The 21,376-nt window shown below is 68.6% G+C and carries 19 protein-coding genes; 16 read left to right on the top strand and 3 right to left on the bottom strand.

Annotation, left to right across the window (positions count from 1 at the left end):
• Positions 1–11 precede the first annotated feature (11 nt).
• The 7 genes from PIGHUM_RS03570 to PIGHUM_RS03545 all read left to right on the top strand — a co-directional run bounded on the left by PIGHUM_RS03570 (position 12) and on the right by PIGHUM_RS03545 (position 7,617).
• On the top strand, positions 12–1,694 hold the full coding sequence (locus tag PIGHUM_RS03570; RefSeq protein ID WP_124077885.1) for a choice-of-anchor tandem repeat GloVer-containing protein: 1,683 nt from the start codon (positions 12–14) through the stop codon (positions 1,692–1,694).
• Positions 1,691–2,929, top strand: coding sequence for a tetratricopeptide repeat protein (locus PIGHUM_RS03565; protein ID WP_124077884.1), 1,239 nt, complete (start codon positions 1,691–1,693; stop codon positions 2,927–2,929). The genes PIGHUM_RS03570 and PIGHUM_RS03565 overlap by 4 nt, the downstream gene beginning before the upstream one ends.
• A 303-nt stretch (positions 2,930–3,232) precedes the next feature.
• Positions 3,233–3,496: a sulfurtransferase TusA family protein gene (locus PIGHUM_RS03560; protein WP_124077883.1), complete on the top strand. Its 264-nt coding sequence runs from the start codon at positions 3,233–3,235 to the stop codon at positions 3,494–3,496.
• A 42-nt stretch (positions 3,497–3,538) separates the two neighbouring features.
• Positions 3,539–3,898: a DsrE family protein gene (locus PIGHUM_RS03555; protein ID WP_124077882.1), complete on the top strand. Its 360-nt coding sequence runs from the start codon at positions 3,539–3,541 to the stop codon at positions 3,896–3,898.
• A 43-nt stretch (positions 3,899–3,941) separates the two neighbouring features.
• Entirely contained in the window at positions 3,942–4,484 is a 543-nt protein-coding gene (locus PIGHUM_RS24070; RefSeq protein ID WP_222929209.1) for a hypothetical protein, read from the top strand.
• 44 nt (positions 4,485–4,528) lie between these two features.
• Positions 4,529–6,088: a hypothetical protein gene (locus PIGHUM_RS03550; protein ID WP_222929208.1), complete on the top strand. Its 1,560-nt coding sequence runs from the start codon at positions 4,529–4,531 to the stop codon at positions 6,086–6,088.
• A 26-nt stretch (positions 6,089–6,114) separates the two neighbouring features.
• Positions 6,115–7,617 carry a 5-methyltetrahydropteroyltriglutamate--homocysteine methyltransferase gene (locus PIGHUM_RS03545; RefSeq protein WP_124077881.1) on the top strand — a complete coding sequence of 501 codons (1,503 nt, stop codon included), beginning with the start codon at positions 6,115–6,117 and terminating at the stop codon, positions 7,615–7,617.
• Between the two features lie 23 nt (positions 7,618–7,640).
• Here the strand turns inward: PIGHUM_RS03545 and PIGHUM_RS03540 are convergent, their stop codons facing one another.
• Positions 7,641–8,621, bottom strand: coding sequence for a Bug family tripartite tricarboxylate transporter substrate binding protein (locus tag PIGHUM_RS03540; protein ID WP_124077880.1), 981 nt, complete (start codon positions 8,619–8,621; stop codon positions 7,641–7,643).
• 320 nt (positions 8,622–8,941) lie between these two features.
• Between PIGHUM_RS03540 and PIGHUM_RS03535 the strand changes: the two genes are divergently transcribed.
• Both PIGHUM_RS03535 and PIGHUM_RS03530 read left to right on the top strand, forming a co-directional pair.
• Complete coding sequence (locus PIGHUM_RS03535) at positions 8,942–10,609, top strand: amidohydrolase (RefSeq protein ID WP_160142135.1); 1,668 nt, start codon at positions 8,942–8,944, stop codon at positions 10,607–10,609.
• A gap of 31 nt (positions 10,610–10,640) precedes the next feature.
• Complete coding sequence (locus PIGHUM_RS03530; RefSeq protein ID WP_124077878.1) at positions 10,641–12,221, top strand: gamma-glutamyltransferase family protein; 1,581 nt, start codon at positions 10,641–10,643, stop codon at positions 12,219–12,221.
• A 22-nt stretch (positions 12,222–12,243) separates the two neighbouring features.
• Here PIGHUM_RS03530 and PIGHUM_RS03525 read toward each other — a convergent pair whose 3' ends face one another.
• Entirely contained in the window at positions 12,244–13,239 is a 996-nt protein-coding gene (locus PIGHUM_RS03525) for a Bug family tripartite tricarboxylate transporter substrate binding protein (protein WP_124077877.1), read from the bottom strand.
• A gap of 240 nt (positions 13,240–13,479) precedes the next feature.
• On the opposite strand from PIGHUM_RS03525, the gene PIGHUM_RS03520 reads away from it, so the two are divergent.
• The 5 genes from PIGHUM_RS03520 to PIGHUM_RS03500 are packed head-to-tail and all read left to right on the top strand — an operon-like array spanning position 13,480 to position 17,864.
• Positions 13,480–14,013, top strand: coding sequence for a 3-hydroxyanthranilate 3,4-dioxygenase (locus PIGHUM_RS03520; RefSeq protein ID WP_246012888.1), 534 nt, complete (start codon positions 13,480–13,482; stop codon positions 14,011–14,013).
• 17 nt (positions 14,014–14,030) lie between these two features.
• Positions 14,031–14,690, top strand: a complete 660-nt coding sequence (locus PIGHUM_RS03515) for a cysteine hydrolase family protein (RefSeq protein ID WP_124077876.1) — start codon at positions 14,031–14,033, stop codon at positions 14,688–14,690.
• A gap of 14 nt (positions 14,691–14,704) precedes the next feature.
• Positions 14,705–15,670, top strand: a complete 966-nt coding sequence (locus PIGHUM_RS03510) for a Bug family tripartite tricarboxylate transporter substrate binding protein (RefSeq protein ID WP_124077875.1) — start codon at positions 14,705–14,707, stop codon at positions 15,668–15,670.
• Between the two features lie 25 nt (positions 15,671–15,695).
• The gene (locus PIGHUM_RS03505; RefSeq protein WP_124077874.1) at positions 15,696–16,616 is read left to right on the top strand and encodes an MBL fold metallo-hydrolase; all 921 of its coding nucleotides are present in this window, start codon (positions 15,696–15,698) and stop codon (positions 16,614–16,616) included.
• 18 nt (positions 16,617–16,634) lie between these two features.
• Entirely contained in the window at positions 16,635–17,864 is a 1,230-nt protein-coding gene (locus PIGHUM_RS03500; RefSeq protein WP_124077873.1) for a LysR substrate-binding domain-containing protein, read from the top strand.
• Between the two features lie 28 nt (positions 17,865–17,892).
• Here PIGHUM_RS03500 and PIGHUM_RS03495 read toward each other — a convergent pair whose 3' ends face one another.
• Positions 17,893–19,356 (bottom strand): catalase, encoded by a 1,464-nt coding sequence (locus PIGHUM_RS03495; protein WP_124077872.1) that lies wholly within the window; start codon positions 19,354–19,356, stop codon positions 17,893–17,895.
• Positions 19,357–19,651: 295 nt separating this feature from the next.
• On the opposite strand from PIGHUM_RS03495, the gene PIGHUM_RS03490 reads away from it, so the two are divergent.
• The gene (locus PIGHUM_RS03490) at positions 19,652–20,623 is read left to right on the top strand and encodes a Bug family tripartite tricarboxylate transporter substrate binding protein (RefSeq protein ID WP_124077871.1); all 972 of its coding nucleotides are present in this window, start codon (positions 19,652–19,654) and stop codon (positions 20,621–20,623) included.
• Between the two features lie 10 nt (positions 20,624–20,633).
• Positions 20,634–21,353 (top strand): enoyl-CoA hydratase/isomerase family protein, encoded by a 720-nt coding sequence (locus PIGHUM_RS03485; protein WP_160142134.1) that lies wholly within the window; start codon positions 20,634–20,636, stop codon positions 21,351–21,353.
• Positions 21,354–21,376: the final 23 nt, after the last annotated feature.

Raw genomic sequence — 21,376 nt, 5'->3', positions numbered from 1 at the left:
GATTCCGCATCATGACCCTACGCGTTTCCACTGTTACCGCCGCGCTGCTGGCGCTGGCCTCGGGCGCGCTCGTCGCCGCGCCGTCCGCCCACGCCGAGCTGCCTTCCGTCGAGGCCGTCATCCATTACACCGGCAACGTTGCCGCCGGCGGCAACGGCGCCTATCCGCCCACCGGCAATGCCACCATCTACTATCCGGTAGCGGCCCTGGTCGAGGGAGAGGGCGGCAGCCTGTACGGTTCGACCGCCAATGGCGGCGGCTATGACGCGGCGTACATGGATTCCGGCGGCATCGGCGGGCTGTTCTACCGCTATGCGCCCGATGCAGGCCAGACGATCCTGGAGCGCGAGGCCGACACGGGCAATGCGCGCCCCGGCCAGCTGACCTATGCCAGCAATGGCAGGCTCTACAGCATCGAGGGCGGCCTGCGGCGCTGGACCGGAAGCGGCTGGGAGCTGCTTGCACCCACCCCCAGCGGCACGCTGAGAAATGCCTGGATCGAGGGCGCCGACGGCCGGTTGTACAACTCCAACCGGGCGCGCATTCTCTACGTGGTGAACAAGGATGGTTCCGGCGGCATGGAGACCCTGTACACCATCGCCACCACCGTGGGTTCGCAGGCGGGCCTGGTGCTGTCCCACAGCAACGGCAGGCTGTATGGAGTGGCGCGCATCCTGAAGGATACGGGCAGCGGCAACGCATGGCGGCCCATGGTTTTCAGCATTCTGCCCGACGGTACGGATTTTCGCGTTCTGGCGGAGAACATCGGCGATGCCGGCAGCTATGCGGGCCTGGAGGTCACCGCGCTGGTCGAGGCAGCCGACGGCATTCTGTACGGCGCCACCTCGATGGGCGGGGCGAACGGCAACGGCACGCTCTTCCGCATCATGCCGGACGGCAGCGATTACCGGGTCCTGTACGAGTTCGGCGCCGAGACGGCCAATATCGACGGCATGCGCCCCTCGTCGCTGGTCAAGGGGGCCGACGGCAATCTGTACGGAACGGCCATGCTCGGCGGGGTGAGTGGCAATGGGCTGATCTTCCGGTTGAATCCGGCAAGCGGCGCATACGATGCCTTGTACGCTTTCAATGCGCTGAGCGCGCACGAGACGGTCGGCAACAACAGCGGCTACAACCCCGATGGCAAGAATCCGCTGGGCCTGATGCGCGCCGGCGACGGCACGCTCTACGGCATGGCGCAACTGGGCGGTTCATACGGCTGGGGCACCGTGTTCAAGTTCAACCCCGGCGACGAAGTGCCGGTGTTCAAGTTCGAACCGGTCGTCAAGCTTTCCGCGACGGCGCCCCACAATGTGGGAGGTGGAGCGGTGGACGCGCGGTCCGTCGCGCTGGGCCAGACCGTCAAGTTCGCCTGGAGCAGCCAGCTCGCGGCCAATTGCGTGGCCAGCAGCACCGAGCCGGGCAGCGCCTGGGCCGGCAGCCGCGACGCGTCGTCCAGCGGCGAGAGCTATACGCCGGGAAGGCTGGGCGCCTGGACCTATACCCTGACCTGCGACAGCACCAGCGCCGACTTTCCCGGCCAGGTGTCGTCCACCTATGCGATCGATGTCGTTCCCGTCGAGGCCGAGCCGGTGTCGGGCGGCAACGGCGGCGCGCTCGGCTGGCTGCTGCTGCCCTTGGCTGTGCTGGGCGCCGTCCTGCGGCGCCGGGCCGCCGCCTCCACGCCGGCATGACGCGCCCGGGGTTTCGCGGCATCGCGGCCGCGGTGCTGGCGGCCGCCGGCATGCTGGCAGCCGCGGCGCCGTGCGCCGCAGCTGCCAGCGGCGAATGGCAATCCCTGTACGAGCGGGCCGGGCGCCATTACGCCGGCGGCGATGCCGCGGCTGCCGAAGCGGCGGCTCGCCAGGCCTTGCGGATGGCGCGCACGGCCCAGCGCCGCAGCGACCCGCACGTGGCCAGCAGCCTGAATCTGCTCGCCCTCGCGAGGCAGGCCCAGGGCGATGCCGCGCAGGCGGCCGAACTGCTGCGCGAGGCGCTCGCGCTGAGCGAACGCGCGCTCGGCGCCCATGCCAATACCGCGGCGCTGGCGCTGAACCTGGGCGGCGCGCTGGAAGCTGCGGGCCGGGGCGAGGAGGCGATCGCTGCCTACGAGCGCTGCCTGGCGATCGGCGAGGCGCTGCCCGGCGGCGCGGACGGGCAGGCAGCCCGTTTGCGCAAGAATGCCTTGTCCGCATTGAGCGCGCTCGCGGCCGGGCTGGGCCGGCCCGAGCAGGCGCGGGCTTACGACCGGCGCTTGCTGGCCGAGGAGGACTCCACCCTGTCCGGGCGCGAGCGGGCAGATGCCCTGGCGCGCCAGGCGCAGGCCCTGCAGGAGCAGGGCGGGGCGGACGAGGCTGCCGGCCTGCACCGTGAAGCCGCGGCGCTGCGCGAGGCCGCCGATCCGGACGACCCCGCCCTGGCGGGCCACTACAACGAACTCGCGCTCTGGCACATGCAGCGGAAGGAATACGGGGAGGCCCGGCAGCGCTTCGAGCAGGCGCTGGCACAGGCGAGGAAGCGCGAAGGCGCCGCGCGCGCCCTTCCCGAGGCCGCGATCCTGGCCAGCATGGCGAAACTGGCCGAGCAGCAGGGCGGGACCGCGCAGGCCCGCCAGGCCTATGGCGCGGCCTTGGACATCTACACAGGGCTCGGCGATGCCGATGAAGCCTTGGCCGGCAGGTCGCAGATCCTCAACCAGTTGGCCGGCCTGGACTATCGGCAACAGCGCTGGGCCGATGCCGAGCGGCGTTTTCTGGAGGCGCTGCGTTTGCTGGAACAGGCGGCCGGGCCGGCTGATCCGCGCCTGCTGCCCGTGCTGGACAACCTGGATACCTACTACGCCAGCCGGGGCCAGCCTGACAAGAGCAGGGAGTTTGCGCGCCGCGCGGCCGAGCTGAGGCAGCCCGTGCCGGCCGGTTCCGGCAGTTAGCGGCCGACCCCGGGAGATAGTATAGTCACGCCAGGGGAGCGCACCGCGCGCGGTTCGCAAGCAGGCGCGTCCCCGGAGATCGCCATGCCCGCCCCCGGTTTCGACATCCGCCTGCATCCGCCTTCTTCCTGATACCCCGCCATGCGCGTGCCGCATGGTCGCCTTCAGCCAGTGCCCGTGCGGCGTTCTTGCGCGCGGGCCGGCCCGCGGCGCTGCGCGCCTTCGTCCACGCCCCATTGAATACCTGAACGATGCGATTCATCGCCATCGCGCCTCGCCCATTGGCGGCGCGCCGGATACGCCATGACTGATACGCCTCTTCCCGTCCCGGCGGGCGACATCGCCGTGGCCGACACCTGGGACGCCGGCGACATGGGCTGCGGCGCATTGGTGTCGCGCCTGCGCCGCCGCCTGCGCGCCATGCCCGGCCAGGTGCTGTACATGGTCACCCGCGACGCCGGCGCGCCCGAGGACATTCCCGCGTGGTGCCGCATGACCCGCAACGAGCTTCTGCGCTACGACGCCCAGGCCCATGGGTTCTGGATACGATCGCGCCTGGATTGGTAGTCCGCTTTCCCCGCAGTCCCCTTTTTTCTTCAGGAGTCCGACATGAGCAAATTCGTGGTTTCCATCAGCTGCGCCAAGAACGATACCGACAAGGCCACCGTGGGCTTCGTCATCGCCAATGCCGCCGTGGCGTCCGACAAAGAGACCGTGGTGTTCCTGTCGGTCGAAGGCACGCGCCTGTCGCAGAAGGGATATGCCGACGACATCCATGAAGAAGGCTTCGCGCCGCTCAAGGACTTGATGGCCAGTTTTGCCGAGGCGGGCGGCCAGATCTACGTGTGCTCGCCGTGTTTCAAGAAACGCGGGCTGGACGAAGAGAACCTGGTGGCCGGCGCCAAGATCGTCGGCGGCGCCAAGCTGGTCGAATTCATGAGCGAAGGCGCGCCGAGCATTTGCTATTGATCGCCGGGCCGCATCCAATCCCATCTTTGATCCGGATACAAGCATGATTCCGAAACGCCTGATGGCCATCGTGTTCCTGTTGGCGGCGCTCGGCTACGTGGCCGTGAGCTTTGCCGTGTTCGAAATGCCGGCCACCGAGTCCGCCGCCGAGGAGTGCGGCTTCCTGCCGGGCGAGTTCTCCGCCGCGGAAGGCCTGGCCTATGCGCGGACAGAGGCATGGAAAGTGAGCTTCGTGCGCAAGCAGGAGTACTTCACCGCGCTGACGGTGGGGCTGGCCTTCGCCTTCATGGCCTTCGCGCTGGTGGCGGGCCGCCGGGGCGGTGCGGCGTCGGCAGGTGTGGCCGCCGGCAGCGGCGTGCTGGCGGTGTCCGCGCTGTGCATCAGCTGCATCGCGCCGGCGCTTTCGGTGGTGGGGCTGGGCGTGGCGGGCAGCTTCCTCGCGGGGGTGCCGAAATGGCTGATCGCGCTCAATACCCTGCTGTTCACCGCCTGGGGAACGCTGTTCCTGTCGCGTCGTCTGGCGACCTGCGCATTGCCGCCCGCCCAGGCGGGGGGAACGGCATGCGCGCCGCAGGCGCAGCATTGAACGACGTCAATAACCGATAACGATAGACAACCGGGGGTCTCCTCATGAAACGACGCCTTGCCGCCGCCACCGCGGCGATGCTGGTGCTTGTCCAAGTCGCGCCCGCAGCGGCCGCCGACTATGCCGCGATATTGACCCCGGCGCGTCCGGGCCTGCCGCTGGCGCACCCGCTGGCCGACAAGCCTCTCGCGCCGCCGCCGCTCTCTTCCATGGCCGACCGCCCGGTCAAGCCGGCATACGTGGCCGGCTTGCCGGGCTTGCCGCAATACCGCATGGTCAGCGACGATTTCGGCCGCAAGATTCCCAAGTTCGACGGCGTGTTCATCCGCAAGAGCCGGGTCGAGAACGGCGAGGTGGTCATTCCGCCGGGCGGCCTGTATTACCACGAGGACACCTGGGGCGGCGAGGTCGCGCTGCGCGGCGAGATCGTGCCCGTGCTGGGCCGCATGGCGACCTACGTCGACTACGACATGTCCATCGAGGTGCAGGAGAACGTGACCATTCCGGCCGGCGGCAGCGCGGTCGTGGGCGGCACGGTCTACCACTATTACGCGACGGTCGGCCACGAGACCATGGCCAACCATGCGCTGCACGTCAAGACCATCGCCGGCACCGATTGGGAATGGGCCTTCGGCGCGCCCGTGCTGTCGGCCAACGAAACCAATTGGTGGGGCAACCGCTTCACGCAGCTCTACAACCAGGGGCAGGCGCGCGAGGTCTCGCCGCAGAAGCTGGAGTTCGACTGGCTCAGCGGCATACGCATGGACCGGCTGCTGCTGGCCGAGCAGAAAGTCTTCGCCGGCCTGGCCGCGCAGGGCGATTCCTGGCAGGTCGGCGCGCGCACGCTGCGCGTCGCCCAGGTCGACGAGCAGGCCGGCACGGCGACGCTGGAACTGCTCGAGAACGGCGAAGTGAAGAATACCCGCACCGTGGGTCCGGTCAAGAAAGAGCTGCTGATCGAGGATACCGCCGCGCGCAAGGCGCTGGTGTTCGAGGACGGCGACATGGTGGCGTTCCTGTCGCCCTGGCCCAACGCCTTCGAGGGCGGCAAGGCCAACCTCAAGGTCTACGGCAAGGCGTTCAGCCTGCGCTACGGCGAGGACTACGCGCCGGATCCGCGCTACGCCTCCTATCCCGTCGGCTGCCCGACCGGGCACAACTTCGGCTTCATGCTGGTCAACAAGGAAGAGATCCGGCTCAAGCCCGGCGCTTCGGCAACCGGCCCGGAGGGCTACTTCAAGATCGTGGTGGACGCCATCGACGGCGACAAGGTCACCGCCTGGCACGTGGAGGACAAGGACGGCGCGCGCTCGATCAACCTGGGCGGCCCCGAGGTGGCCAGCGTCGACCTGGTGCTGGGCCAGGGGCGCGTGGCGGGCCAGGCCATCCTGAAAGACGTCGGGCGCACCATGCTGGCACGCATGTACGATGCCGCGGCGCGCGCCGATGGCAACGCCGCGCCTGCGGGCGCGCAAGCGCCCGCGCAGCCGCAGGAACCGGCCGCGAGCGCGGGGATGTCGCCGTCGCTGATCATCGCGCTGGCGCTGCTCGCGCTCGGCTGCCTGGTCGTCGGCTTCGAACTGGGGCGCCGCCGGCGCGCCTGATTGCCACTGCATTATTGGAAACGGTCATGGAACTTTCGGCCCAACACGCGCATGCGCCGGACGTCGGCTTCGACGGCGGCGATCTCGATTGCGGCAACGGCTTGCTGCTGCTGATCCGCAAACATATCGATCCGCTGCCGCGCGGCGGCCTGCTGGAGATCCTGTCGCGCGAGATCTCCGTGGACGAGGACTTGCCGGCCTGGTGCCGCCTGACCGGCAACGAACTGGTCTCGTGGACCAAGACCGGCAAGCAGCGCAGCTTCCTGGTCTGCAAGGGCCGGCTGGCCGAGCGCGATGCGGCTGTGGCTGTCGCGGCGGTCGAACCGGCCGCGCCGGTTGCGGCGCCCATGCGCCGCCGCGAGCCCGTCGCCGCGCCGCCGGTGCCGGAGCTGGCGGTCATGGGCATAGGCAGCTGGCCCCGGCCGCGCTGGATGATCGAGGCCATGCACGCCTATGTGGAAGGGCGGCTTTCCGAGGCGGCCTTCCACGAGACGGCGGACGATGCCGTGCGCCTGGTCGTGGCGGCCCAGGAGAAGGCGGGCGTCGACGTCATGACCGACGGCGAGCAGCGGCGCGACAGCTACGCGAGTTTCGTCGCTTCGCGCCTGGACAACTGCCAGCTGATCCCGCTGGCCGACCTGCTGCCGCTGGTGGACGACCCGGAGGAATTCGCCGCCGAACTGCGCGCGCTCGACATTCCCGCCGGCGACGTCCGCCATCCGGCGGTGTTCGGCGCGCTGTCGCGTTCGCGCCCGCTGGTGGCGCACGAGGTCGATTTCCTGCGCGCGGCAAGCGACAAGCCGGTCAAGGTCGCGTTGCCCGGCCCCTACCTGCTCACCCGCACGATGTGGATGGAATGCATTTCCGACCGCGCCTACGACAGCCGCGAGCAACTGGCCGCGGACATCGTCCGGGTGCTGCGCGAGGAGCTGCAGGAACTGCTCGATGCGGGCGCCTCCATCATCCAGTTCGACGAGCCCGTGCTTTCCGAGGTGGTGTTCGCCGGCGCCAAGAACAAGCGCAGCTTCATGTGCGGAGCGCTATCCGAGTCCCTGCCTCCGGAACAGGAACTGGGCTTCGCGCGCGATCTGCTCAATGCCGTGTTCGACGGCATGCCGCGCGAGCGCACCGCGCTGCACGTGTGCCGCGGCAACTGGACTCCCGACGAAAGCGTCGCCCTCGCGGGCAGCTACGCGCCCCTGGTCGGTACGCTGGCGCAGGTGCGGGTGGGCGCCTATCTGCTGGAAATGTGCACGCCGCGCGCCGGCGACGTCGAGATCCTGAAGCAGTTGCCCGACGATGCGCGCATAGGCATAGGCGTGGTCAACCAGAAAGACTGCAGCGTGGAGTCCGTGGACGGGGTGGCGGCGCGCATCCAGCGCGGCATCGACCTGTTCGGGCGCGAGCGCCTGCTGCTGCACCCGGACTGCGGCTTCGCCACCTTCGCCGACAACGCCATCTGCTCGGCCGGACACGCGCAGGAAAAACTGGCGGCCATCGCCCAGGCGGTGGCGCGCTTCCGCGTGTAGGGCGCGCGGAAGCGCGCAGGAGCTCAATCCAGCGCGATGTTCAGCTTCTGCAGCACCTGGCCGAACTTGCGGTTCTCGTCGGCCAGCGTCTTGACGAACTCGGGGCGGGTCATCGTATAGGGTTCGTAGAACATGCCGTCATAGCGCTTGGCGATCTCGGGGTCGCGCACCACCGCGGCGACGTCCGCCTGGATCTTGTCGGCGATTTCGGCGGGCGTGCCCTTGGGCGCCAGCAGCGCCACCGAACCCATCAGGTCGTAGCCCGCCGGTCCGCCCGATTCGCTGATGGTGGGCACTTCCGGAAAACCTTCCAGCCGCTTGGGCGACGACACGGCGAGGTAGCGCACCTTGCCGGCGCGCTGCAGCGGACCGGCGCTGCCGCCGCTGCCGAAGGCCCAGGCCAGTTCCTTGTTGGCTACGGCGGTGTACAGCTGCCCCATCTCCTTGTAGGGGACGTGCATCATCTCCACGCCGGCCTCCTGTTCCAGCATCGCGCCGCCGATGTGGCCGGGGCTGCCGATGAACCAGGAGCCGTAGGTGATCTTGCCCGGCTGCGCGCGCGCGGCCTTGAGCAGGTCGCCGGTCGATTTGTAGGGGCTGTCGACCGGCACGACCAGGAAGAAGTAGTTGCGCAGCATCGGCGTGATGGGCTCGAAATCGCGCATCAGGTCGTAGGGCAGCTTCTTGAACAGATAGGGCTGGGCGCTGGTCTGCGCGTTGTCCATCTGGACCAGCGTATAGCCGTCGGCCGCGCTGCGCTTGACCGCGTCCACCGCGATGAAGCCGTTGCCGCCCGGCTTGTTTTCCACCACGACGGGCTGGCCCCATTTCTGCGACAGCTTGTCGGCCACGAGCCGCAGCGCCACGTCGGGTCCGGCGCCGACGGGAAAGGTCGAGACGATCTTGACCGGCTTGTTCGGATAGGCCTGGGCCTGGGCGGCCAGCGGCGCGGCCAGGGTCAGGAGCGTCGCGGCGAGCACGGTGGGGAGCAGCGGTGTTTTCATGGTTATCTGTCCGGAGAAAAACGTCACGAGGCGATGCTGCGCGAGCAGCTTCTAGCGCCAACTGTGCCACCGGTTGCGGCAGCCGTGTCGGGGCATAAGCGCTTTCGGCAGCGGTAGAAGCATTTTGTTGCGCCTGGCGGGAAAGGGGCGGACCCGCCGCCGTCGCCATAAGCAGATTCGTCCATGGCGTCAGCCTTTTGCTGCGCTGCCCACGTGGTGGCGGCGCCATAATGGCCCGATGCCGGAGGAGGGCGCTGCGGCCGGCGGCCGGATCGGCGACCCGATGGACCGGACGCCGCCATCAAGCAAATGGAAGGGTAATGAGGCGGGCCGATACGATTCTGCTGGGGCAGGTCTTGACGCTGGACGATGCCGGCACGCGCGCGCAGGCGCTCGCGATCGGGAACGGCAGGGTGCTGGCCACCGGCAGCCGCGAGGCGATGCTGGCGCTGCGCGGACCGGGAACCGAAGTCAGGGATTTTCCCGGTTGCGCGATCATCCCCGGTTTCAACGATGCCCATGCCCACATGGACTCCATCGGCACGCGGCTCATACGGCCGACCCTGGAGGGGGCGCACGGCATCCCCGAGATACTCGCGCGCATCCGCAGCCTGGCGCAGCGCACGCCGCCCGGGCAGTGGATCGTCACGATGCCGGCGGGGCAGCCTCCCTATTATTTCGACGCGCCATCGACGCTGCGCGAAGGCCGGCTGCCCAATCGCTACGAACTGGACAGCGTGGCGCCCGACCATCCCGTCTACATCCCGTCTCCCAGCGGGTATTGGGGCCAGCCGCCCTGCCATGCCGCGATGAACTCGCTGGGCCTGGCGCTCAATGGCGTCGGACGCGGCACGGTGCCGGCGACACCCGCGACCATCATCGAGAAAGACGCCGATGGCGAGCCGCTGGGCCTGTTCACGGAGCTGGGCTTCGTCAACACCCTGGAGCCGGACCTGCTGCCGGCGGTGCCCCGCTTCAGCTACGAACAGCGGCGAGAGGGCATCGTCCGGGCGATGGATCTCTATCATCGCGCCGGCATCACCAGCATCTACGAGGGCCACGGCAGCGCTCCCGAGGTGATCGCCGCCTACCGGGACATGTGGGAGCGCGGCGAGCTGACGATGCGCACCGCGATGACCGTCAGCCCACGCTGGCGCAGCCTGGAGGAGGCGGCCGCCGCGATGCGCGACTGGGCGCCGCTGCTCAGGGGGCGGGGCGTAGGCGATGCCGTGTTCCGGGTGTCCGGCGTGTTCCTCGCGCATGGCGGGGACCCCTGCGTCCAGGCCATCCAGCGCCGCGAACTCGACTACATGGGATGGTCGGGCTACGTGCAGCAGGCCAATTCGACCGAAGAGTTCGAGACCTTGTGCATGCTCGCCGGGCAGTACGACCTGCGCGTGCATACGGTGGTGTCCGACAAGCTGTCGCAAATCGTCCCGGTCATGGAGCGGCTCGCCGGGCGTTTCCCCATCGGCGAGCGGCGCTGGGTGCTGGAGCACATCAGCCGGTCCACGCCGGACGAACTGGCTGCGCTGCGACGCCTCGGGGTCGGCACGACGCTGATTCCCGGCCAGTACCTGTGGAAGCATGGCAGGCCGTTTCTCTCCATCGATCCGCAGGCCATGGACTACGTTTCGCCGGCCCGCCAGTTGTTCGAGCTGGGCGTGCCGGTGGCTGCCGGGACGGATTCCGTGCCCTACGATCCCCTGTTCTGCATGTGGGCCATGGCTACCCGCCGCGAGCGGACCACGGGGCGGGTCATGGGGCCGGGCGGCATTGCGTCGAACGAGGTGGCGTTGCGCCTGGTGACCCGGGGCGGTGCCTGGCTCACGTTCGAAGAAGGCGAAAAAGGGCAGCTCGTTGCCGGCCATCATGCCGATCTCGCCGTATTGTCCGGCGACCCGCTGGCGACGCCGGCCGAGGCGCTTCGCGATCTGAGGTGTCTGGCCACGATGGTGGGCGGCCGATGGGTGTACGCGGAAGGGTAGCGCGCAGCAACGGCGCGCCGGAGGAAGGGCAATGAATTGGGATTTTCCTTATGCGTCCCGGCGCATGCCGGTGCTGGCCGAGCACGTGGTCGCCAGCTCGCAGCCGCTGGCGGTACAGGCCGGGCTGTCGATGATGGCGCGCGGGGGCAGCGCCGTCGATGCGGCGATCGCCGCTGCGGCCGTGCTGACGGTGGTCGAGCCGGTCATGAACGGCCTGGGCTCGGACACGCTGGCCATCGTCTGGGACGGATCGGCGGTGCGCGGCCTGACGGGCTGCGGCCGGTCGCCGCGCGCCTGGACGCCCGAGCGCTTTGCCGGACGCTCCCGCATGCCGGCGGAAGGATGGGACAGCGTAACGGTGCCGGGCGGGGTGTCGGCCTGGATGGCGCTTGCCGAGATGGGGGCGAGGCTGCCGTGGCCCGTGCTGATGGAGCCGGCCATCCGCTATGCGCGCGAGGGATTCCTGGTTTCCCCGCAGATCGCGCGGCTGTGGGCCCGGCAGGTTCCCCGGCTGCGCGGGCAGCCCGGGTTCGCCGCGGCATTCCTGCCGCAAGGCCGGGCGCCGCTGCCCGGCGAGCGGTTCCGCTTGCCCGTGCTGGGCGACACGCTCGGCCGTATCGCCGATACGCAGGGGCGCGATTTCTACGAAGGCAGGTCGGCGCGGTTGCTCGCCGCGCACGCGCGGGAGCACGGCGGCGCGTTGAGCATGGACGATCTGGCGGCCCAGCGCGCCGAGTGGGTCGTGCCCATGCATGGCGACTATCGCGGGCTGCGTGTCCATGAACTGCCGCCCAATTCGCAAGGCCTTGCCGTGTTGATCGCGCTGGGAATCCTCGCCCATTTCGAGCTGGGGCCGGACGTGGCGCCCGATCAGCGCGCCCACCTCCAGATCGAGGCCATGAAAATGGCGTTCGCCGACGTCTACGCGCATCTGGCCGATCCTGACGCGATGGCCGTCCCGCCGGACTGGCTGCTCGAGCCCGCGTACCTGGCCCAGCGCGCCCGCGAGGTATCGCTGCACAGGGCGGGCAATTACGGCGCGCGTCCGCTGCCGGGGGGCGGCACCGTCTATCTGGCTGCGGCGGACGGCGGCGGCCTGATGGTCTCGCTGATCCAATCCAACTACCACGGCTTCGGGTCGGGCGTGGTCGTGCCGGAGTCGGGCATCAGCCTCAACAACCGGGGGTCGGGCTTCGTGCTGCAGCTGGGGCATCCGAACCGGGTGGCGGGCGGGAAGCTGCCGTTCCACACCATCATTCCTGCCATGCTGACCCGCGGCGGCCGGCCGCTGGCCGCCCTGGGCGTGGTCGGGGCCGATATGCAGCCGCAGGGCCAGGTGCAGGTGATTTGCGCGCTGGCCGATCTGGGCCTGAATCCCCAGGCGGCGCTGGACATGCCGCGCTGGCGCATCGACGACGCCGGCATGCTGCGGCTGGAAGCGCATTTCGACGCCGGCGTGGCCCAGGCCCTGGCCGCGCGCGGCCATCCGGTCAAGAGCGCGAGTGCGCTGGACGACCTGGATTTCGGCGGAGCGCAACTGATCGTGCGCAGCGGCGAGGGCTACGTGGGGGCGTCCGAGCCGAGGCGCGATGGCGCCGCCGCCGGCTTCTGATCCGGCGGTCCGCGGGCCGGAGCTATTGGCGCAAATCGAGCTTGAGCGTACGGATGAGGGCGCCGAATTTGTCGATCTCGGAACGCTGGAAGTCGGCCAGTTCCTTGGGCGTGCCCGCCACCACCGTGACGCCGTCGCGGACCAGCGGATCGCGCACCGCCGGATCGGCGAAGATGCGGGCGGTTTCCTTGTGCAGGCGTTCGACGATGGCCTGCGGCGTCCCGGCCGGCGCATAGAGCGCGAACCATAGCAGCAGCTCGTAGCCCGGCACTCCCGCCTCGACCATGGTGGGCATCTCCGGGAGGGCCGGCGAGCGCTGCTGCGAGGTGACGGCCAGGCCGCGCAGACGGCCGTCCTTCACGACGGGGGCCGACAGCGCGATGCTTTCGATCAGCATGTCGACGTGTCCGCCCATGACGTCCTGCAGCGCCTGGGCGGGGCCCTTGGCGGGAACGTGCAGGAACGCCGTGCCGGTGGTCGACGCGAGCATTTCCATGCCCAGGTGCCCGGTGGTGCCGACGCCGGCGGAGGTATAGGTGATCTTGTCCTGCCGGCTCCTGGACAGGGCCAGCAGGTCGGCGACGGTCTTGACCGGCAAGCTGGGGTTGACCATCAGGACGCTGGGCACCGCCGCGACCAGGCTGATCGGTTCGAAGCTGGCGACCGGATCGTAGGGAAGCTTCATGAACGCCACGTTCACCGCATGCGACGCATTGGCGCCCAGCAGGATGGTGTAGCCGTCGGGCTTGGCCTTGGCGACGTGGTCGCTGCCTATGGTCGCGCCGGCCCCGGGACGGTTTTCCACGACCACGGACTGCTTCAGGCTGGCCTCCAGGTGCTGTGCCAGGACGCGGCCGATCCGGTCGGTCACGCTGCCCGCCGGAAACGGAACCACCAGCTTGATCATGCGGTCGGGCCAGCCGGCGGCCTCGTTGGCATGGGCCGGGGCGGCCAGGACGGCCACCGGAAACGCGGCCGTTGCCAGGATGCGATGCATGGTGTTGCGCAGATGTTTCATGCTCTGTTCCTCGTTGTGATCAACAGCGGGGCACGGTGCCTTCCCGTAAGGGCATTCTCGGGCGGATGCCCGATCCCTGCGCGGCAAAATGGTTCTGCCGCGGCGCAATTTCTTTATGTGCCGGGGTGACCGGGGGCAGCGCGGCGCGGCATAAGTTTTTTAGTCCGACAAAGAAGCGTTACCGGCTGGCATGGCCGGGCCGGCGCGCCGAGAATAGGCGGACTATCCGAGGACATCGAGATGAAAATCTTTCCCAGCCTGCAATTGCACATGCCGCAGGTTGACCTGCAGGAAATCATGGATTACCTGTCGTCGACCGACGAGCGGCGCACCTACCCGCTGTGGCAGGAGGACGACTGCCTGTGCTTCGTGGCGCGCGGCCGCGAGTACCGCAGCGAATTCCACCTGAATCCCAGCCACGAGCTCCAATACTCGCTCAAGGGCGACCTGCACCTGCATTACCGTACGCCCGAAGGCGTCGAGAAGGTGGCCGTCGTGCCCGAGGGGCACTGCCTGTACCAGCCTCCGATGGTGCCGCATTCGCCGCGTTTCCCGCCGGATGCGTTCCAGCTCGTGGTCGAGCGCATGCGGCGTCCCGGCGAAGTGGACCGTTTCCATTGGTTCTGCCCGTCGTGCGACAACCTGCTGCACGAAGAAACGTTCATCGTGAACGACTACGGAACCGACCCGGTTTCCCGAGCCTACGACAATTTCTGGGGCTCGCTCGAATTCCGCACCTGCAAGAAGTGCGGCACTGTCATGCCGGAACGTTGAGCGCACAGAGGCAATTCATGAAAAACATCCCAAGCACGCTGTCGGAACAGCTGCAGCCCAGCCAGACGGCGTTGGTGATCGTAGACATGCAGAACGACTTCTGCGCCGAAGGCGGCTACCTGCACCGCACGCGCGCAGAAAGCGGCCGCAATCCCATCCGCGTGGACAGCAACGCGCGCATCGCCGATCGCATCGGGGAGCTGGCGCAGGCGGCCCGCCGCGCCGGGGCGACGGTGGCCTGGCTGCGGTCCGTGTACGACTTCAAGTACCTGGCCGACGCGCACATCGCCATGCGCGAGGGCGAAGGCTGCTGCATGGAAGGCACCTGGGGCGCGGATTTCTTCCGCATCCAGCCCGAGCCGGGCGACGTGCTGGCCGACAAGCACACCTTCAGCGGCTTTCACGAGACTACCCTGCATGCCCAACTGCAGGCGCGCGGCATCCGCACGCTGGTGCTGACGGGCGTGGCCACCAACGTATGCGTGGATTCCACGCTGCGCCATGGCTTTTTCCTGGGCTACCACATCGTGGTCCTGGAGGATTGCGTGGGCAGCGGCAACCCGACCGGGCACGAGGGCACCCTGTCCACCGTCAGGGTCAACTTCGGCTCGGTCATTTCCTCCGCCGAGTTCCTGCAAGTGCTCGGCGAACACGCGCCGGCCCTGCAGGCGCTCTGAACCGGGAGATTCCCATGTTCCTGCTGCGCTACCTCCTCGCTCCTTTGCTGCTGATCGCCGGCGCGGCCGGCGCGCAGGACTTCCCGCAACGGCCCGTGCGCATCGTCGTGCCCGTGCCGGCGGGCGGCGGAACCGACGCGCTGGCGCGCAAGCTCGGCGAGCGCATGGCCGACTCGCTCGGCCAGCCGGTCGTCGTCGAGAACCGGACCGGCAGCGCCGGCCTGATCGGCGCCGCCGCGGTGGCCAAGGCCAAGCCGGACGGCTATACGCTGCTGCTGGGCTTCACCGGCATCCTGGCCATCAGCCCCAGTCTTTATCGCAGCCTGCCGCTGGATCCGCTGCGCGAACTCGAGCCCGTGACCATGCTGGTGCACTCGCCGCTGTTGCTGGTGGGGCGGGAAGGCGGGCGCGTGGCCGGATTCGACGACCTGCGGCGCCTGGGCCGGGAAACCCCCGGGCCGAGCTACGGCACGCCCGGGAACGGCTCGTCCATGCACCTGACGGGCGAACTCCTCGCGCGCTCGGCCGGCATCCACATGCTGCACGTCCCGTACCGCGGCAGCATCGATGCGCTGCAGGCCCTGCTGGGCGGACAGATCGACAGCGCGATCAGCGACGTGCCGTTCTACCTGCCTTATCTGCAGGCTGGGCGGGTCAAGGGCGCCGCCATCACCGGAACGCGCCGCCATCCGCTGTTGCCCGGGGTGCCGACCTTCGCCGAACTCGGCGTGGCGCAGCTGGACGAGGTGCTCAGCTGGCAGGGACTGTTCGCGCCGGCGGGAACCCCGCCGGCGGTGCTCGAGCGGATACGGTCGGCGGCGGTGGCGGCCATGCGCAGCCAGGAGCTGCGCGCGATGATGGTGGGGCAGGGGTATACCGTCGATACCACGAGCGGGAAGGATTTCAAGCAATTCATCGCCGCGGACGCGGCGCGCTGGGGGAAAATCATCAGGGAGGCGGGAATCCGCCTCGATCAATGACGGGCGTTCCTGCAATAATGCAGCCATGACCGCGCACCCCCTGCCCGCCTTCGATCCGGGCCTGCGTGGGCTCCGCGTCGGGGACGTCTCGATCACGCGCATCGAGGATTATCACGGCCCCGGCCTGACCGGCACAGGCATGTTCCCCGCGCTGCTTCCCGACATGTGGGAGGCGCAGCGGGATTGGCTGGTGCCGCACTTCTACGATCCGCAGAGCAGCCGCCTGCGCACCAGCATCCACAGCTGGCTGGTCGTCACGCCGCACCACAAGATCCTGATCGACTGCTGCATCGGCAACCACAAGAACCGGCCGTCCGACCCGCGCTTCCACATGCGCGACGAGCCCTGGCTGCAGCGCCTGGCGGCCGCCGGCGCGCACCCGGACGAGATCGACTTCGTGATGTGCACGCATTTCCACGCGGATCACGTCGGCTGGAATACCTGTCTGCGGGACGGCCGCTGGGTGCCGACCTTCCGCAACGCCCGCTATCTGTTCAAGCGCGCGGAGTTCGACCGCTGGGACGAACGCCGTCCGGACCACGTGCCGCGCGAGTCGCAGCGCTTCGTGTTCGCGGACAGCATCCTGCCGGTCGTCGAGTCGGGCCAGGCGGTGCTGATAGACGACGGGCACGTGGTGGACGACCGGCTGACGGTCGAGCCCGCCCCGGGGCATACCGCGGGGAACGCGACGATCCGGTTGCGGGCCGGCGGCGACCAGGCCCTGTTCAGCGGCGACGTCATCCATCACCCGATCCAGCTGCCTTACCCGGCGCTGTGCTCGATATTCGACGACGACCCCGTGGTGGGACTCCAGACCCGGCTGGACCTGCTGGCTGCCGCGGCGCAGGATGGCCTGCTGTTGCTGCCGACGCATTTCGCGGCGCCGTTCCATTGCCGGGTCAGGGCCGCGGGGGCGGGTTTCCTGCCCTCCTGGCCGGGCGCCTGAGCTCCCGGTCCGCGCCGCATGCTTCACACCAAACACCTCAAGCCCTTTCTCGCCGTCGTGCGCCACGGCAACCTTACGCGCGCCAGCGAAGAATTGCGCCGCGCGCAATCCGCGGTGTCGCGCTCGGTCCAGGAACTGGAGGCATGGTTCGGGGTGGCCTTGTTCGAACGGGGCGCGCGCCAGTGGCTGCTGACCAATTTCGGCCAGGCCCTGTCGCGGCGCACGGAAATGGCCTTTGCCGAACTGCAGAGCGCCTGCGACCTGTTGTGCGAGCGCCATCCTGCCTCGGCCGCGCGGCTGCGGGCCGCGCCGTTTTTCTCGCTGTCGGTGCACGAACGCCGGCTCGAGCTGCTGTTCGCCTTCACCGAGCGCAAGCACATCAGCACCGCGGCCGCGTCGGTGGGCGTGTCGCAGCCGGCCGCCAGCATGGCGCTCTACGATCTCGAGTCCAGCGTGGGCGTGCCGCTGTTCGACCGGGCCCATGCGGGCGTGGCCTTGAACGAATGCGGCGAATTGCTGCTGGCGCACGTCAAGCGCGCGCTGGCGCAGCTAAGGCTGGCGGCCAGCGAAATCTCCGCGCTGAAAGGGGTGATCGAGGGGCAGGTGGTGGTGGGCGCGCTGCCGTTCAGCCGGCCCTTCGTGCTGCCGGTGGCGATCGGGCGGGTCTTGCGGGAACATCCGCGCCTGCAGGTGCGAACGCTGGAGGCGCCCATGGATGCGCTGATCGCCGGGCTGAGGCTGGGCGACGTCGATTTCCTGACCGGCGCGCTGCCGCTGGAACCGGTGGAAAGCGGCCTGGTGGTCGAGCAATTGATGAGCGAGCCCATGGCCGTGCTGGCGCGCGCGGATCATCCCCTGGCCGCGGCCTCCGCGCTGGACCTGGCCGACCTGCTGGACGCGTCGTGGGTGCTGTCGCGGCCCGGGACGCCGAGCCGCGAGGCGCTGAGCTCCTGCCTGGCCCAGCAGGGGCTGACCGAACCGCAGGTGGCGGTGGAGTCGTCGGACATCTCGGTGATCCGCGGCCTGCTGCTCGAGACCGACATGATCTCGGCCGCGTCGCGCCAGCTGTTCTCGCATGAACTGAAGGCGGGCGTGCTGGTGACGCTGCCGGTGAGCCTGCCGGGCACCGAGCGCCCGATGGGCATCCTGCGGCGCACGTCGGAGCATTCGTCGCCGGGGGCGCAGCTGCTGATCGACGAGGTCCGGCAGGTCTGCCGCAACGAGGCCTCGGTGGCGGAACAGGCGTGACGGCGCGGCGCCGCCACGCCTGAGGGGCTCAGCTGCTCTTCTTGCAGGCCTCTTCGATGCGCTGGCCGATGCCGGCATCGACGTTCTTCCAGTACTCGAACACCCGTTCCAGCACCGGCGAGCGTACGCCGGACTTGAGCGTGCCGACCACGGTCTGGACCAGGCGCTCGCGCTGCGCGTCGTCGAACACGCCGCGCACCAGGGCGCCGGCCTGGCCGAAATCGTCGTCGTCCCTGCGCAGCTTGTAGGCTTCGCGGACCAGGTTGCCGTCGTTCTCCCAGCTGTCTTCCATGGGGCCCGTCTCGTCGGCCCAGGCGCGGCCGCTGCTGTTCGGCACGTAGGTCGCGGCGTTGCCGGCGTGGTGGTAGGTCATGTGGCCGTCGAACATATAGGTATTGACGGGCACCTTGGGCTGGTTGACGGGCAACTGGTTGAAATTGGTGCCGATGCGGGCGCGCTGGGCGTCGTTGTAGGCGAAGGCGCGGCCCAGCAGCATCTTGTCGGGCGACAGGCCGATGCCCGGCACGGTGTTGCCGGGCGAGAACGCCGCCTGCTCGATCTGCGCGAAGAAGTTCTCCGGGTTGCGGTTCAGCGTCATCACGCCGACCTTGATCAGCGGGTAGTCCTTGTGCGGCCAGACCTTGGTCAGGTCGAAGGGGTTGAAGCGGTAGGTCTTGGCCTCGGCGTAGGGCATGACCTGCACCGACATCACCCACTTCGGATGATCGCCCCGGGCAATGGCCTCGAACAGGTCGCGGCGATGGTAGTCGGCGTCCATGCCGGCGATGCGGGCGGCCTCTTCGTTGGTGAGGTTCTTCTCGCCCTGCTGGTTGTGGAAGTGGTACTTGACCCAGAATTTCTCGCCCTGGGCGTTGATCCACATATAGGTGTGCGAGCCGAAGCCGTTCATGTGGCGCCACGACTGGGGCAGGCCGCGGTCGCCCATCAGGTAGGTGACCTGGTGCGCGCTTTCGGGATTGTTGGTCCAGAAGTCCCATTGCATGTGGGCGTCGCGCAGGCCGGAGTCGGGCAGGCGCTTCTGGCTGCGGATGAAGTGGGGGAACTTCATCGGGTCGCGCACGAAGAAGACAGGCGTGTTGTTGCCGACCAGGTCGTAATTGCCTTCGCTGGTGTAGAACTTCAGCGAGAAGCCGCGTACGTCGCGCCAGGTATCGGGGCTGCCGGACTCGCCCGCCACGGTCGAGAAGCGGGCCAGCGTTTCGGTCTTACAGCCTTTCTGGAACAACGCGGCCCTGGTGTAGCGCGAGACGTCCTCGGTCGTCTCGAATTCGCCGAAAGCGCCCGACCCTTTGGCGTGCGGCTGGCGCTCGGGCACTTTTTCGCGGTTGAAGTGTGCCATCTGCTCGAGGAAGTGCACGTCGTGCAGAAGGATGGGGCCATCGCTGCCCACGGTCAGCGAATTGCGGTCGCTGGGTGCCGGGGCGCCGAAACTGGTGGTGGAATGGCCGGGAAGCGCGTTCTTGTCGGTCATGTCTGACTCCTGTTGGCTCGGGGAAGGATGGGCGGGCGGAGCCGCCTCTGCGTTCATTGTCCGGGCCAAGCAGCTCAAGCGTCAACCTGGATGCGCCGCCAGTATCCGCCGCTATTGCCCGGCGGCCGGACGCGGTCGGTGTCCGGTTCTGCGGCGGGGTCGCAAGGCGCGTCAGAATTATTTATCGGCCGAATTCCGCGACGCGGGATTTCAATATTGCCGATTCCTCCCCGTTGCGTAGACTCGTCTCCGAAATTTGAACAACGTTCCCAAGCGGACGCAGGCGGAGACAAGCATGACACGGAATCTTTTTCGCTCTTTGACCTTGATCGCGATGGTTGCATGCACGGCATCGGCCGGCGCGGCCGGCTACCCCGACCGGCCCATACGCTTCATCGTGCCGACCGGAAGCGGCGGCCCGTCGGACCTGTGCATGCGCACGGTGGCGCAGGCGATGCAGGCCCGTCTCGGCCAGACCGTGATCGTCGAGAACGTGACGGGCGCCACCGGCAACATCGGCCTCGTCCGCGTCGCATCCGCCGAACCGGACGGCTATACGGTGTCGGTCCCGAGCGCGGCCAACACGGCCAACTTCATCACCCGTCCCAAGCTGTCGTTCGATGTGGAAGGCAAGCTCAAGCCGGTCGGCAAGATATGCGTGTCGGGTCTTTCCCTGGTCGTATCGCCGAAGCTGGGGGTGAACACCGTGGCCGATCTGGTCCGCTACGGCCGCGACAATCCGGGCAAGCTGACTTTCGGCAGTATCGGTTCGGGTTCCAGCCAGCACTTGATGGCCGAGATGTTCGCGGCGGCTACCGGTCTTTCCCTGGTTCACGTGCCGTTCCGCGGCGAAGCGCCTGCCGCCGCGGAGATCGCGTCGGGCCGGGTGTCGATGATGTTCATGGCGGGCGCCAAGCCATTTCTCGACGGCGGCCTGGTGACCGGGGTCGCCACCACCAATCATGAAACCTGGCCGCCCATCCCCGACCTGCCTCCCATCCAGGGCACGCTGCCCGAACTGGCCGGCTTTTCGTTCAACGGCTGGAACGGCCTGATGGTGCCGCAGGGTACGCCCGACTCGGTGGTGCGCAAGCTCAGCGACGCGCTGCAGTATGCGCTGAAGGACGAGAAGACCCGCCGGGTCATCGCGACCATGGGGAATGTGCCCGGCGCAGGTACGCCGGAAGACCTGGCAGGGCAGCTCCAGTCCGATCGCAAGATGTTCCAGGCCATTATCGACAAGCGCAAGCTGTCGTTCGACGAGTGAGGGGGACGGCATGAGCGAATTCGACTTCCAGATCACCCGCGAAGGCGCGGTTGCCAGGCTCGACCTCAACCGCCCCGGCGAGGGCAATGCACTGACGCGCGCGATGATGCGCCGCCTGGCCGCGGCGATTCGCGAGCTCGGCAGCGACGAAACGATCCATGTGATCGTCGTCGAAGGCCGCGGCCCGCAGTTCTGCACGGGCCGGGACGGCAAAGGAGAGGACCGCAGCGGCATGACGCCCTACGACGTCCGCGTCCATATGATGGGCGCCGTCCTCGACGCCTACCAGGCCGTGGCCGATGCGCAGGTGCCGGTGGTCGCGCTCGTGCACGGCGATGCGCTGGGCTTCGGCGCGGCGCTCGCCGCCGCCTGCGACATCACCCTGGCAGCGGCCGATGCGGCGTTCGCGTTTCCCGAGATCGAGCACGACATTCCGCCGACGATGGCGATGTGCGCCGCCCTCGGCAAGGTGCCGGAGAAGGCGCTGGCCTACCTGATCTACTCGGCCGAGAAGATCGATGCCGCATCGGCGGTGTCGCTGGGGCTGGCCAGCAAGGTGCTGGCCGCGGAAACTTTTCGCGGCGACGGCCTGGCCTTCGTGCGGCAGCTGGCGGCGCGGCCCCGCCGTGTGCTCGAGATCATCAAGCGCTATCAGGGCAAGGCCGGGCGGCTGCCGCCCGACATGGCGGCCGAATATGCCGGCACCCTGCTGGCGCTGGTACGCTCGTAGACGAAAGCGTTTGCTCAAGGAGG

This window comes from Pigmentiphaga humi, from assembly GCF_900606115.1.
Taxonomy (GTDB): Bacteria; Pseudomonadota; Gammaproteobacteria; order Burkholderiales; family Burkholderiaceae_B; genus Pigmentiphaga; species Pigmentiphaga humi.
Note: the sequence above shows the minus strand (reverse complement) of the source record. Positions and strands in the feature narration are given on the sequence as shown.

Bases quoted from the DNA above. Each gene is read 5' to 3' on its own strand.
- PIGHUM_RS03535 (WP_160142135.1), top strand. From the start codon at position 8,942: ATGAGGCGGGCCGATACGATTCTGCTGGGGCAGGTCTTGACGCTGGAC.
- PIGHUM_RS03505 (WP_124077874.1), top strand. From the start codon at position 15,696: ATGACCGCGCACCCCCTGCCCGCCTTCGATCCGGGCCTGCGTGGGCTC.
- PIGHUM_RS03550 (WP_222929208.1), top strand. From the start codon at position 4,529: ATGAAACGACGCCTTGCCGCCGCCACCGCGGCGATGCTGGTGCTTGTC.
- PIGHUM_RS03500 (WP_124077873.1), top strand. From the start codon at position 16,635: ATGCTTCACACCAAACACCTCAAGCCCTTTCTCGCCGTCGTGCGCCAC.
- PIGHUM_RS03525 (WP_124077877.1), bottom strand. From the start codon at position 13,239: ATGAAACATCTGCGCAACACCATGCATCGCATCCTGGCAACGGCCGCG.
- PIGHUM_RS03545 (WP_124077881.1), top strand. From the start codon at position 6,115: ATGGAACTTTCGGCCCAACACGCGCATGCGCCGGACGTCGGCTTCGAC.
- PIGHUM_RS03515 (WP_124077876.1), top strand. From the start codon at position 14,031: ATGAAAAACATCCCAAGCACGCTGTCGGAACAGCTGCAGCCCAGCCAG.
- PIGHUM_RS03495 (WP_124077872.1), bottom strand. From the start codon at position 19,356: ATGACCGACAAGAACGCGCTTCCCGGCCATTCCACCACCAGTTTCGGC.
- PIGHUM_RS03485 (WP_160142134.1), top strand. From the start codon at position 20,634: ATGAGCGAATTCGACTTCCAGATCACCCGCGAAGGCGCGGTTGCCAGG.
- PIGHUM_RS24070 (WP_222929209.1), top strand. From the start codon at position 3,942: ATGATTCCGAAACGCCTGATGGCCATCGTGTTCCTGTTGGCGGCGCTC.
- PIGHUM_RS03530 (WP_124077878.1), top strand. From the start codon at position 10,641: ATGAATTGGGATTTTCCTTATGCGTCCCGGCGCATGCCGGTGCTGGCC.
- PIGHUM_RS03520 (WP_246012888.1), top strand. From the start codon at position 13,480: ATGAAAATCTTTCCCAGCCTGCAATTGCACATGCCGCAGGTTGACCTG.
- PIGHUM_RS03540 (WP_124077880.1), bottom strand. From the start codon at position 8,621: ATGAAAACACCGCTGCTCCCCACCGTGCTCGCCGCGACGCTCCTGACC.
- PIGHUM_RS03565 (WP_124077884.1), top strand. From the start codon at position 1,691: ATGACGCGCCCGGGGTTTCGCGGCATCGCGGCCGCGGTGCTGGCGGCC.
- PIGHUM_RS03510 (WP_124077875.1), top strand. From the start codon at position 14,705: ATGTTCCTGCTGCGCTACCTCCTCGCTCCTTTGCTGCTGATCGCCGGC.
- PIGHUM_RS03555 (WP_124077882.1), top strand. From the start codon at position 3,539: ATGAGCAAATTCGTGGTTTCCATCAGCTGCGCCAAGAACGATACCGAC.
- PIGHUM_RS03490 (WP_124077871.1), top strand. From the start codon at position 19,652: ATGACACGGAATCTTTTTCGCTCTTTGACCTTGATCGCGATGGTTGCA.
- PIGHUM_RS03570 (WP_124077885.1), top strand. From the start codon at position 12: ATGACCCTACGCGTTTCCACTGTTACCGCCGCGCTGCTGGCGCTGGCC.
- PIGHUM_RS03560 (WP_124077883.1), top strand. From the start codon at position 3,233: ATGACTGATACGCCTCTTCCCGTCCCGGCGGGCGACATCGCCGTGGCC.